Origin of the sequence: Macrococcus equi (assembly GCF_047426745.1) — a bacterium.
Taxonomy (GTDB): Bacteria; Bacillota; Bacilli; order Staphylococcales; family Staphylococcaceae; genus Macrococcoides; species Macrococcoides equi.
Window position 1 is genome coordinate 2,107,330 of the sequence record NZ_CP179732.1, and the last position, 12,001, is coordinate 2,119,330.

The following is a 12,001-nucleotide window of genomic DNA, read 5'->3' on the forward strand; positions in this document are numbered from 1 at the left end:
TTTCTAGTAAATACATTTGTACTCTTGAAAAAGAATTATATTTATAGTATAACTAAGTCATTAATAAAGTAAAGCTTAAAATATAAAAAGAAATGAGTGTTGATAATGATAGTATGTAAATTTGGTGGAAGTAGTGTTGCAAATGCAGAACAAATTAAAAAGGTATTAAACATTATCAATACCAGTAATGATAGACGCATCGCAATTGTTTCAGCTCCCGGGAAGCGACATGCAGACGATATTAAAGTGACAGACTTATTAATTCAATTATACGATAAAGTTTTATTAAGTGAAAATTTCGATAAAGAAATTAATGATGTTCTAACGCGTTTTTCTTCTATTGAGCAGGAACTTAAACTCAATGATTCATTAATCGATAAATTTAAAATTATATTAGAAAGTTATATCAAAAAATATAATAATCAACCATTGCGCTTACTAGATGCACTTAAGAGTTCAGGTGAAGATTTTAATGCTCAAATTATCGCAGCCTATAACTCTCAAAAAGGTATCAAAACGACCTATCTTTCTCCTAATCAGTTAAATATGTTGGTCAGCGATGAGCCCGGTAATGCTATCATTCAGTCAGAAAGTTATGACCTCATCAACAAAGTAATCAGTAATATAGAAGGAAAAATAATTATTCCTGGTTTTTTTGGTGTAAATAAAGAGGGAGATCACGTTACTTTCTCTAGAGGCGGAAGTGATATCACAGGTGCTATTCTTGCAAGAAGTGTGAATGCAGAATTATATGAAAACTTTACTGATGTATCAGGTATATTTGCTGCAAATCCAAATATTATCGAACAACCTTCTATCATACATAATCTTACATATGCTGAAATGCGCGAATTGTCATATGCAGGATTTAAAGTATTTCATGATGAAGCACTTATGCCTCTTTTTAAAGAAGGTATTCCCGTGAATATCAAAAACACTAATGATCCCGTACACCCTGGTACTATGGTTAAAAGATCCCGACCTTCAACAGGTGTTGTGGGCGTAAGTTGTGATAAAGGATTTGTAAGTATTAATATGACAAAATATTTAATGAATAGAGAAATTGGATTTACGCGCAGACTTTTATCGATTTTAGAGCAATTTAATATTTCTTATGAACATATGCCCTCTGGAATAGATGATATCAGTATTATCATTCGTGAGAATCAAGTAAGTAACAAGTTAGAAGCACTAATTTCAGCGATACAACGAGAACTTGAAGTGGATGAAATTTCTGTCGAGGATAATATAGCCATCCTTATGATTGTAGGATTGGGGATGAAAACTCAGATTGGAACAGCTAATAAAGCAACTGAAGCTTTTAAACAAAGCAATATCAATTTAAAAATGATTAACCAGGGATCTTCAGAAATAAGTATGATGTTTGGAATAGATGGAGATGCTGAAAAAGACGCGGTAAAAGCCATATATAATGCATTTTTTTAAAATCAAAAAACAGAACCGAGTTGCTCGGTTCTGTGATATTTATAGCATCACTTTTTGATTGTGAAGCCAGTCAATCGTTAGTGCGTTTAGATCAAAATGTGCTAACTTCTGACGATAAAGTTTACCTGCATTATACGAATCAAGATATATATCACTATTAAAAATTTGATGATGCACATGATAAATTTCATGTGTTGCTGAAAAATCTGTAATCACTTGCATCAACTTCTGTTTCTTCTCATCAGACCAGCTTTTTGTGACATGTACATGGAATAATATAACTGCCTCATTTTGTGGCAATTCTTTTAGTACTTCAGCTAATAACTCTAACTCATCCCCTTCAATAATATCTACAGGATGTTCCAGAAATACTTTACGGGCTTTCATAAAATGTTTACGACGTTTTACTTCTTCAGGGTAATAAAGACTCATCATCCAGTAATATTCTTCATCGAGTTTCAAATCAATTTTATGCTGCGTAATACCAATTTTATTATGTGGATGTGCAAGTTCACTTATTTCAAACCCCTCATCATAATCATTAAGTTTTACTTTAATATTAAAGTCCTTTGTATTCCCAATTTCTGTTTTTTTATTAAATGTATAACCATACCAGTCATAGTTAAGCAGTAAGCCACCCTTTGATCCAAGTTCAACAACATTGAACTGATCCTGACCACTCATTTTAATAATATGCTGAAAGACTGGAATAAGCACAGAAGATCTTTCCACGATATTTTTTTTCAGGTTATAATGTTGTGTGTCATTGATAATCGACTGAAAATGTTCATTCTGAAAACGGAGGAATAATTTGATACACTCTTTAGAAGGCTTTTTAGGTTCAGTCGTAAAGTTCTGATAATATTCTCTTAACTCATCTTCACGTAAGTACAAATGTTTAATGACAGATGCTAAATACAAAGATATAAAATGAGCATTAAAAAAATACGGTTTGATGGATGCCATTAATTTGTCGTCTTGAGCAAGATGGTGCGTCAAATAGCTGTAAAAAGGACTATCATCTGCCACTGCTTCAGAATAAGCTTCGAACTGTTTTTTTATTTTTTCCGGCATGATTTTGCCTCCATTGAATTTATTTATAACTATTAATTCTTTATATATCATAATAAAATATAAATAATTATTAACCCATATCTCAAACATCATATAGCAATCCCTCAAGATATACAACAGTACTTTACCCACTTTAACAGAATTTTAATAATTTTTAATCATTACTTAATTAATTACGAATAAAAAATTAAATGTTCAAAAATTTTTAAAAAATACGAAAAAACAAAATATTTTTCTTCCTAAAATGTAACCGCTTGCATTATAATGAAATAAGGGGGTGGAAAGAATGATTCAAATGATTCCAGTAGCAAGTTCAAAAATTAGTGCAGTTGGATATGATTACGCAAGAAATGAATTGTTCGTTAGATTTCAGAATGGGTGTACATATAAATACTCAGATGTACCTTCTGAAAAATATTCAAATTTACTTGTTTCAGACTCAAAAGGAACATATTTAGAAAACCATATTATTGGTGCCCATTATTATCGTCCCGCTTAAGCCATGGAGAATTAAGTATTACATAAATATTTACCACCGAACACATGTTTCGGTGGTTTTTAATGTTTGTATACAACCTCATAATTTTTATTAAATTATTCTAAAAATCATTTGAGACATTTCTGAGACAAACTATCATTATATTTGATTATTTGTCTCAGTTTTTCTCAAAACAAAAAACCGTCAACCCTTACAGGTCAACGGTTTCAATGATTAATATTGTTTTAAATACTGTTCAATTTCCCACTCAGATACTTGTAAACGGTACATATCCCATTCGATACCTTTAGATTTAACGAACTGACGGTAAATGTGTTCTCCTAATGCTTCTTTCATTAAGCCGTCTTCACGCATTGCTTTAATCGCAGTATATAAAGTTGATGGTAAGTCTTCAATACCAACTGCTTCGCGCTCTTCACGATTCATTTCATAGATGTTTTGATCTACTGGTGCTGGCGCTTCTAATTTATTTTTAATACCATCTAATCCTGCTTGTAAAATTATAGCTAATGCCATGTATGGGTTAGCAGCTGGATCTACTGAACGTACTTCAACGCGTGTTGATAATCCACGAGATGAAGGAATACGAATTAATGGAGAGCGGTTTTGTCCACTCCATGCAACATATACAGGTGCTTCGTATCCTGGTACTAAACGTTTGTATGAGTTTACTAATGGGTTACATACTGCTGTGAATCCACGTGCATGTTTCATAATACCTGCAATAAAGTGACGTGCATCGTCAGATAACTGCATATCACCATTTTCATCATAGAATGCATTCTCTTTTGGTCCTTTAAATAAAGACACATTAAAGTGCATTCCTGATCCACTTAAACCATATAATGGTTTAGGCATAAATGTAGCATGTAAATTATGTTTACGTGCAATTGTTTTAACGACTAATTTAAATGTTTGGATGTTATCACATGCAGTGATTGCATCAGCATATTTAAAGTCAATTTCATGTTGCCCAGGTGCAACTTCATGGTGACTTGCTTCAATATCAAAGCCCATGTCTTCTAATTCTAATACGATATCACGACGGCAGTTTTCACCTAAATCCGTTGGCGCTAAGTCAAAGTATCCACCTTGGTCATTTAATTCTAATGTTGGCTCTCCTTTTTCGTCTAATTTAAATAAGAAGAATTCAGGTTCTGGCCCTAAGTTGAAATCTGTGAATCCTAAATCTTTCATTTCCTGAAGAATGCGTTTTAAGTTTGAACGTGGGTCTCCTGCAAATGGTGTACCGTCTGGTTTATAAATATCACAGATTAAACGTGCAACTTTACCTTTGTCTGAAGTCCAAGGGAAAATAACCCAAGTATCTAAATCAGGATATAATTTCATGTCAGATTCTTCAATACGTACAAATCCTTCAATTGAAGATCCATCAAACATCATTTCATTATCTAATGCTTTGTCTAACTGACTGATAGGAATTTCAACGTTTTTAATAACACCTAAAATATCAGTGAATTGTAATCTTAAATAACGTACATTTTGTTCTTCTGCAAATCTTTTAATATCTTCCTTAGTGTACTTAGCCATAATAGCCTCCAATAAAATTTATTTAAAAAATCTTGATAAATCTCCACGGTTAATGGGTATTTCTGTACCCGTTAAATGACTAACATCATCATACAATTTTTCTTTCACTTCATACGAAGTTACTTTGTCAGCTTTATCCTCAGACATAATCTCTTTAATTCGCTTCATATTAAATCCCTTCTCAAGTAAAAGTTTAATATCTAACAATGTATCAAGATCATTCATCGAAAATAAACGCTGATTACCTGATGTACGCTCAGGTTGAATCAATTGTTGTTCTTCGTAATAACGAATTTGCCTGGCGGTGAGCTCAGTTAATTTCATTACTACTCCAATTGGAAATACCGGCATGTTTCTTCTTACAGTATCACCTGCCATTTTGCACCTCCAATAAGAACTATTTATAAATTAACACACTTTAATTCAAAAAACAAATCCATGTGAGGTTTCCTCACATGGATTAAATTAAAGCAGAATGACATCATTGTCGATTAAGTTTTCTATCGCTTTAATGATTGCAAGTTTAACGTGTTCGTAAGTTAATCCACCTTGAATGTATGCTTCGTAAGGAGGACGCACTGGAGCATCTGCCGTTAACTCAATTGAGGCACCTTGAATAAATGTACCAGCAGCCATGATTACATCATCTGTGTATCCCGGCATATATGCTGGCATCGGAAGAAACTGAGAATTAATGGGTGAGGCACTTTGTATCGCCTGACAAAATAATATCATTTTTTCTTTATCGTTAAATGTGACAGATTGTATTAAATCTGTGCGTTTATCGTTATACCCCGGCGTAGTCTCAAGACCTAATGACGACAGGATAGCGCTAGTAAATACAGCACCTTTTAACGCCTGACTCACAACATGTGGACTTAAGAAGAAACCTTGATACATTTCATGTAGACTATAAAGAGAAGCCCCCGCTTCTTTACCTATACCAGGTGCAGTCAATCGATATCCAATACGCTCAATTAAATCTTTTCTTCCAGAGATATAGCCACCTATTTTACATATACCGCCACCAGGGTTTTTGATAAGACTTCCTGCTATTAAATCAGCACCTACTTCTACAGGCTCTTTGTCTTCAACAAATTCCCCGTAACAATTATCAACAAAGATAATCACCTCTGGATAAACCTGCTTAATTGCATTTATCGCTGTTTCAATCTGAGCAATTGTTAATGATGGTCTAGAACTATATCCTTTTGAACGTTGAATAGCAATTATTTTTGTCTGGTCTGACATTACATCGAGCACTGATTCAACATCTATTTGATTGTCTTTTAAATCGATGTGCTGATACTTCACGCCTTGTTCTATTAAAGAACCAATGCCGTTCCCTTCTACACCGATTACTTCAAGCAATGTATCATATGGTTTACCAGAAATATAAATCAATTCATCGCCGTGCATTAAATTAGCTTGTAATGCAAGTGTTATGGCATGAGTACCTGATATCACTTGTGGTCTGACAATCGAATCTTCTGCTTTGAAAACATGACTGTATACAGCTTCAAGATTATCACGACCTAAATCGTCGTATCCATAACCATTTGACCCTGTCAAATCTCCTTCTGATATTTTAACTTGGCTAAATGCATCTAACACCTTTTTTTGATTAAATAAAGCCATTTGTTCAATCGTTTTAAACTGTTCAACTATTTTTTCATCTGTTTTATTGATTAATACTTGTAATGCATTGTTATTCGTTATTTCCATTGGTTTCCTCTGTTTCTGATATTAATTTGTCTTGTTTTATATATTCTGTATTCAAATTTTCTATCGATTTATTGTTAATTAATTGTTCCGTAACGCCGTTCTGTGGATTTTCATATCCGGTAATTTCATATAAATTAATATCTTCATTGAATTGTATTTGTTCAACAAGCGTTGTTTGTTTCAAAGTCGAAATTGTTTGACCATCATAATCTAACATTTGAATATGATACTTCGTCATTTCGTTCTTAATTATGTTAATTAATGCATCTTTTAAACGAACTTCGTCAGCAGGATCGTAAACTGAAACTAAGATTTGATGAGGACCTGTCGGTAAAATTTCATTTGCTAATAGATCCTTTTTATTATAAACAGTCAATATCGGTATATGTTTCATTTCAAGTTCAGATAGAATTGTATTAACCGTTTCGATATGGTTTATGTAATTTGGATGACTTCTATCAACGACATGTATTATAACATCAGCATATTTCGCCTCTTCTAAAGTTGAACTAAATGCCTCGACTAAATGTGTCGGTAGTTGTTGAATAAAACCTACAGTGTCACTTAATAAAATATTAAAGCCATCATTCACTTTCATTATTTTACTTTTCGGATCAAGCGTTGCAAATAGTTTATCTTCCATGAAAGTATCACTTTCAGTCAATTGATTAAACCACGTTGATTTCCCCGCATTTGTGTAACCAACTAGAGCGACTTGGAACATTTGTTTCTTCTGTCTATTTTCACGATATCGTTTACGATGATCCTTTATCACTTCAAGTTGGGTCTTAATATCATGAATTTTATTTCGAATATGACGTCTATTCATTTCAAGCTTCGTTTCACCTGGCCCACGTGTACCAATTCCACCACCTAAACGCGATAACGACTGTCCATGTCCTGATAATCGCGGCAGTAAATATTCTAATTGTGCCAGTTCAACTTGCAGTTTACCTTCTCTACTTTTCGCACGCTGAGCAAAAATATCAAGTATAACTTGAGTTCTATCAATAATCTTTGCATCTAACATTTCATTTAATCGTTTTGATTGTGAATTCGTTAATTCGTCGTTAACCACTACTACATCAAACTCTATATCCTCTCGTTCTTTAAGTTCGATTATTTCTTCGATTTTACCTTTTCCAAGATAGAAAGAATGATCTTTTCGGTCTTTATTTTGTATTACTGTATCAACAACTTCAAGCCCAGCAGTTTCACATAATGATTTAATTTCTGAAACACTCGCCTGGAAGTCAAAATCCGATTCTTTTTTTAAATGAACTGCTATAATAAGAGCACGTTCGATTGTTACATGTGTATCGTTCAAAATATCACCTCTTACATTAGTTTGCGGTAAAATACAAAAATAAACAAGCAGGAAGGATGAATTTTTATGTCAATTTATGATATTGCTGTAACAAATACAAAACATGAAACATATGAATTATCGAAATATAAAGGTAAAGCACTATTAATCGTCAATACTGCTAGTGAATGTGGATTTACGAAACAATTCGACGGCTTAGAGAAAGTATATCAACAATTTAAGGATCAAGATTTTGTAGTCTTAGGGTTCCCATGTAACCAATTCGGTAATCAGGAACCTGGTGATGGTGCCGAAGCAGAACAAAATTGCCGTTTAAACTTCGGAGTAACTTTCCCGATGCATGATAAAATTGATGTTAATGGAGAAAATGCACATCCATTATTTCAGCATTTAAAAAAAGAATCAAAAAGCTTACTCGGTGATAAGATTAAATGGAACTTCACGAAATTCTTAGTCGATAAAGAAGGTAACGTGGTTGGGCGTTACGCACCAACTAAAACACCAGAACAATTAACAAGCGACATCGAAAAAGTACTATAGCAATTGTATGAAAAAAGCACGAAAAAAAGAACAAATCCATCACTGGATTTGTTCTATCGTTTTGTTTGCATTACATTATTCTACGAAAGTACTGATTGCATGTTTATAAATTAAGTTTTCTTTGTCTCCCACGCTTAACAAAATAACATATTTATCATAGTCTAATACGATACCTTTCATTTGAAAACCGTTCGTTAAGAAAACAGTAAGTTCTGTTCCACTTGATTTGTACTTCTCTAAAAATGCATCCTGCAGATTACCTGAATTTGTCATAATAATTCCCCTCAATATTTGTCATAATTTGATCACCCATAGCTGATATGGATAGATCACTACTGTCAAACCATTCAACTGACATTTGATTATTAAACCATGTCAATTGACGCTTTGCGAAATTCCTAGAATTTTGCTGCAAACTTTCTACCGCTTTATTCAATGAAACTTCTCCATCTATATAAGGAATTATCTCTTTATACCCTATTGCAGTCATGCTTTGTTTATCTCTACAGCCACTGTCTATTAAGTTACTCACTTCTTGTACCAGTCCCTGGTCAATCATGAGTAATACACGATGGTTGATTCTATTATATAATATAGGACGCGGCATATTAAGTCCTATAATAACTGTATCATATTTTTCGCTGATTGTCTGACTTTTTTTTTGAGTTGTGATTGATTTATTATGTAATTCAAAATAAATAATTGCACGCATGACGCGTTGTTTATTGTTAGGATGTATCGATGCTGCAGCTTTTGGATCAATTATTTTTAAGTGCTCATACAAATTTTCTGCATTATAATTTTTGTATTTTTCCTGTAAAAAACTTTTCAATTTTAAATCTTCTTCTTCAAATTTATACTGGTACAGTAAGCTCTGTATATATAAACCTGTACCACCAACTACCATCGGTGTCTTCCCTCTTGCATAAATATCCTCGATGATTGGTTCTGCATGTGCTTTAAACTGGGCTGCAGAATAACTTTCGTCAGGATCTAATATATCTATCAAATGATGCGGAATACCTTCCATTTCATCAGCAGTGATTTTTGCACTGCCAATATCCATGCCACGATAGACTTGAATAGCATCGCCACTAATAATTTCACCGTTCACTCTTTTAGCTATTTCAATACTTAACGCTGTTTTTCCAACAGCTGTTGGTCCGACAATTACAATTAAAGGTATTTTATTCATTTCTTTTTAACCACTTTCCAATGTTGTTTAAAACTTCTTGTTGGTTCACTTCATTCAGCACTTCATGACGGGAACGTGCGTATAGTTGCACCGTAACATTATCGACACCGAACTTTTTATATTTTTTTGCAAGTTTGTGTATTCCTTTTCCGTAATTAGAAAACGGATCATCCATCCCTGATACGAATAACAGATTGGTGTCAGGATTGATTAACTTGATTGACTTACTCTTTTGCGTTTCACCCATACATTCTGCAATCGATAACATCACTTGAAGAGAAACATTGAATCCACAGTACGGATCTCTCACAAACGCATCGACATTATCCGGATTAAGACTTAACCAGTCACTCTCAGTCCTTAATGGTTTAAACTTCTTGTTAAACTGTCTGGCACTCATTTGGTTTACACTTTTTAATATTTTTGTTTCTCCGTGAATTTTTATAAGTGATTCTAACAGTTTAATCGAACTGCGATAATTCATATCATAATATCCCGTTCCAACTAATATACAATCGCTAAAAACTTCTGGATATCGCGTGATATACTTGCGTGCAATAATGCTTCCCATCGAATGGCCAAGTAGAATCGTACGCCCTGGGTGCTGAAATGTTTTAAATATTTCATATGCATCATCGACCAATTGGATAATACTATCAAAATGACCTCTTAATGATTCTTCAATTTGTTTACCGTGTCCACGTTGATTATGCATGATGACTAAATATCCTAATTGACTAAAAAAATGTGCCACATTGATATAACGATCAATATGTTCACTCATGCCATGCAGAATCTGCACAATACCTATAGGGTTTTGTGGCTGAATTACTATAAGTTCCATTTGGGTATTATCTTTTAATGTGATGCGTTTATATTCTGGATTTATGATATTAATCACCTCACAAATATTATACATTAAAAAAAATAACCTGCCATAACGACAGATTATTTTAATGCATACCTTATTTTTTTATTCAACTGAAACTTGAATACTTGGCTTTACTGCTTCAGAAATTTTATCTTCAAGTAATTTTGTATATAATTCTTTTTCACTCGCATCATAATGCAATAACTCAGCTAACACATCAACGATAGCCTGTTTATATTTAAATGCTTGCTGAATATTGAAATAAAGGTCCCCAGTACGACGAATGATAAAGTCCGTTGGTTGATATACCATCTCATTTTGAATACCGTAAACAAGCTCAGCATACAAACTAATTGGTAAACCTTTAAAAGTTTTTTCTCCACAAATTTGAGCGATTGTAAACAAATCATCATGATTAGAGCCATATTTGCGAATAATACTAACTTGCTCCTCACGAGAAAGTATATTAAATAATTGAGGATTGATATGCGCTTCAATATAACTTTCAAAGTTAGCACTTCCACCCACATCGCCACCGGACATCGGCGTATCTTTCGTGCGACTATCAGCAAATTTAAGTTTATATTCATCTTTTAAACGTTTTGCAAGTAAATCAACAATATCCTGAGCCATATGACGGTATCCTGTTAATTTACCGCCTGCAATTGTCAGTAAGCCAGACTTACCTTCCCAAATTTCATCTTTACGAGAAATTTCAGATGGATCTTTACCTTTTTCTAAAATTAATGGACGAATACCTGCCCATGTAGACTCGATGTCCTCATCATTTACTTCAACACTTGGGAACATATAGTTGATGGCATCGATAATATAATCACGGTCTTCCTGAGTTACTTTAGGGTTTTGCTTATCATTATTATAAAAAGTATCGGTCGTACCTACATAAGTTTTACCTTCACGTGGTATCGCAAAAATCATACGTTTATCATGTTCAGTATCAAAATAGACCGCTTGACGTAACGGAAAATCACTTTGATCAAATACTAAATGAATACCTTTTGTTAAACGTAGTTGCTTATTATTCTTAGAGTAATCAGCACCACGGACTTCATCAACCCAAGGTCCAGATGCATTGATTACTTTTTTTGATTTAATATTTAACTTATGATTTCCAATTAAATCAGTCGCAGTGATACCACTTACTTTTTTCTTATCATAAGTAAAACCAGTTGCTTTAACATAGTTAACAATATCTGCACCAAATTCCGCAGCTTTTTTCATTACTTCAATCGTCATACGCGCGTCATCAGTTTTATATTCTACATAATAGCCACCACCACGTAATCCATCTGGTTTTACTAATGGTTCTTTTGCTAAAGTTTCTTTTGCTGACAACATAACACGGCGTTCAGATTTCTTAACTTCAGCTAAATAATCATATACCTTTAAAGCAAGTGAAGTTGTCGTTGGACCAAACGTACCACCTTTATGCATTGGAAGCAGCATACGTTCCGGAGTTGTGACATGTGGACCATTCTCATAAACAATTGCACGTTCTTTTCCAGTTTCAGAAACAACACCAACTTGCAACTGTTTTAAATAACGTAATCCGCCATGCACTAGTTTTGTTGAACGGCTTGAAGTCCCTGAAGCAAAGTCCTGCATTTCAACAAGTGCTACTTTCATACCACGTTGTGCTGCATCCAGCGCGATACCTGCGCCGGTAATACCCCCACCGATAATGACAACATCATACTCATTATTCTGCATACGGTTTATTATCTTTGTACGATTTAGACTTGATAACTTCAT

12 protein-coding genes are annotated in these 12,001 nt (G+C 33.6%); 3 read left to right on the forward strand and 9 right to left on the reverse strand.

The window, feature by feature from the left end:
- Positions 1-105: 105 nt before the first annotated feature.
- Entirely contained in the window at positions 106-1,446 is a 1,341-nt protein-coding gene (locus ACMGE6_RS11185; protein WP_414053838.1) for an aspartate kinase, read from the forward strand.
- Positions 1,447-1,485: 39 nt separating this feature from the next.
- On the opposite strand, the gene ACMGE6_RS11190 is transcribed toward ACMGE6_RS11185, so the two are convergent.
- Positions 1,486-2,520, reverse strand: a complete 1,035-nt coding sequence (locus ACMGE6_RS11190; protein WP_414053839.1) for a DUF2332 family protein — start codon at positions 2,518-2,520, stop codon at positions 1,486-1,488.
- A gap of 286 nt (positions 2,521-2,806) precedes the next feature.
- On the opposite strand from ACMGE6_RS11190, the gene ACMGE6_RS11195 reads away from it, so the two are divergent.
- The gene (locus ACMGE6_RS11195) at positions 2,807-3,019 is read left to right on the forward strand and encodes a KTSC domain-containing protein (protein ID WP_414053840.1); all 213 of its coding nucleotides are present in this window, start codon (positions 2,807-2,809) and stop codon (positions 3,017-3,019) included.
- A gap of 213 nt (positions 3,020-3,232) precedes the next feature.
- Here ACMGE6_RS11195 and glnA read toward each other — a convergent pair whose 3' ends face one another.
- The 4 genes from glnA to hflX form a co-directional block, all read right to left on the reverse strand.
- Complete coding sequence (gene glnA, locus ACMGE6_RS11200; protein ID WP_414053841.1) at positions 3,233-4,570, reverse strand: type I glutamate--ammonia ligase; 1,338 nt, start codon at positions 4,568-4,570, stop codon at positions 3,233-3,235.
- Positions 4,571-4,588: 18 nt separating this feature from the next.
- On the reverse strand, positions 4,589-4,948 hold the full coding sequence (locus ACMGE6_RS11205) for a MerR family transcriptional regulator (RefSeq protein WP_414046531.1): 360 nt from the start codon (positions 4,946-4,948) through the stop codon (positions 4,589-4,591).
- 87 nt (positions 4,949-5,035) lie between these two features.
- Entirely contained in the window at positions 5,036-6,295 is a 1,260-nt protein-coding gene (locus ACMGE6_RS11210) for an aminotransferase class I/II-fold pyridoxal phosphate-dependent enzyme (RefSeq protein WP_414048048.1), read from the reverse strand.
- On the reverse strand, positions 6,279-7,622 hold the full coding sequence (hflX, locus tag ACMGE6_RS11215; protein ID WP_414053842.1) for a GTPase HflX: 1,344 nt from the start codon (positions 7,620-7,622) through the stop codon (positions 6,279-6,281). Before hflX ends, ACMGE6_RS11210 begins: the two co-directional genes overlap by 17 nt.
- Before the next feature lie 66 nt (positions 7,623-7,688).
- Here hflX and ACMGE6_RS11220 point away from each other — a divergent pair, with 66 nt between their 5' ends.
- A complete protein-coding gene (locus ACMGE6_RS11220; protein ID WP_414046534.1) occupies positions 7,689-8,162 on the forward strand; it encodes a glutathione peroxidase in 474 nt (157 codons plus the stop codon).
- A 75-nt stretch (positions 8,163-8,237) separates the two neighbouring features.
- Here ACMGE6_RS11220 and hfq read toward each other — a convergent pair whose 3' ends face one another.
- The 4 genes from hfq to ACMGE6_RS11240 form a co-directional block, all read right to left on the reverse strand.
- Positions 8,238-8,435, reverse strand: coding sequence for an RNA chaperone Hfq (gene hfq / locus ACMGE6_RS11225; RefSeq protein WP_414046535.1), 198 nt, complete (start codon positions 8,433-8,435; stop codon positions 8,238-8,240).
- Positions 8,419-9,357, reverse strand: coding sequence for a tRNA (adenosine(37)-N6)-dimethylallyltransferase MiaA (gene miaA, locus ACMGE6_RS11230; RefSeq protein WP_414053843.1), 939 nt, complete (start codon positions 9,355-9,357; stop codon positions 8,419-8,421). Before miaA ends, hfq begins: the two co-directional genes overlap by 17 nt.
- Complete coding sequence (locus ACMGE6_RS11235; protein ID WP_414053844.1) at positions 9,350-10,201, reverse strand: alpha/beta fold hydrolase; 852 nt, start codon at positions 10,199-10,201, stop codon at positions 9,350-9,352. Before ACMGE6_RS11235 ends, miaA begins: the two co-directional genes overlap by 8 nt.
- Before the next feature lie 129 nt (positions 10,202-10,330).
- Entirely contained in the window at positions 10,331-12,001 is a 1,671-nt protein-coding gene (locus ACMGE6_RS11240; RefSeq protein WP_414053845.1) for a glycerol-3-phosphate dehydrogenase/oxidase, read from the reverse strand.

Bases quoted from the DNA above. Each gene is read 5' to 3' on its own strand.
- ACMGE6_RS11220 (WP_414046534.1), top strand. From the start codon at position 7,689: ATGTCAATTTATGATATTGCTGTAACAAATACAAAACATGAAACATAT.
- ACMGE6_RS11235 (WP_414053844.1), bottom strand. From the start codon at position 10,201: ATGGAACTTATAGTAATTCAGCCACAAAACCCTATAGGTATTGTGCAG.
- ACMGE6_RS11240 (WP_414053845.1), bottom strand. From the start codon at position 12,001: ATGAAGTTATCAAGTCTAAATCGTACAAAGATAATAAACCGTATGCAG.
- ACMGE6_RS11185 (WP_414053838.1), top strand. From the start codon at position 106: ATGATAGTATGTAAATTTGGTGGAAGTAGTGTTGCAAATGCAGAACAA.
- miaA (WP_414053843.1), bottom strand. From the start codon at position 9,357: ATGAATAAAATACCTTTAATTGTAATTGTCGGACCAACAGCTGTTGGA.
- ACMGE6_RS11190 (WP_414053839.1), bottom strand. From the start codon at position 2,520: ATGCCGGAAAAAATAAAAAAACAGTTCGAAGCTTATTCTGAAGCAGTG.
- ACMGE6_RS11195 (WP_414053840.1), top strand. From the start codon at position 2,807: ATGATTCAAATGATTCCAGTAGCAAGTTCAAAAATTAGTGCAGTTGGA.
- hfq (WP_414046535.1), bottom strand. From the start codon at position 8,435: ATGACAAATTCAGGTAATCTGCAGGATGCATTTTTAGAGAAGTACAAA.
- ACMGE6_RS11205 (WP_414046531.1), bottom strand. From the start codon at position 4,948: ATGGCAGGTGATACTGTAAGAAGAAACATGCCGGTATTTCCAATTGGA.
- glnA (WP_414053841.1), bottom strand. From the start codon at position 4,570: ATGGCTAAGTACACTAAGGAAGATATTAAAAGATTTGCAGAAGAACAA.
- ACMGE6_RS11210 (WP_414048048.1), bottom strand. From the start codon at position 6,295: ATGGAAATAACGAATAACAATGCATTACAAGTATTAATCAATAAAACA.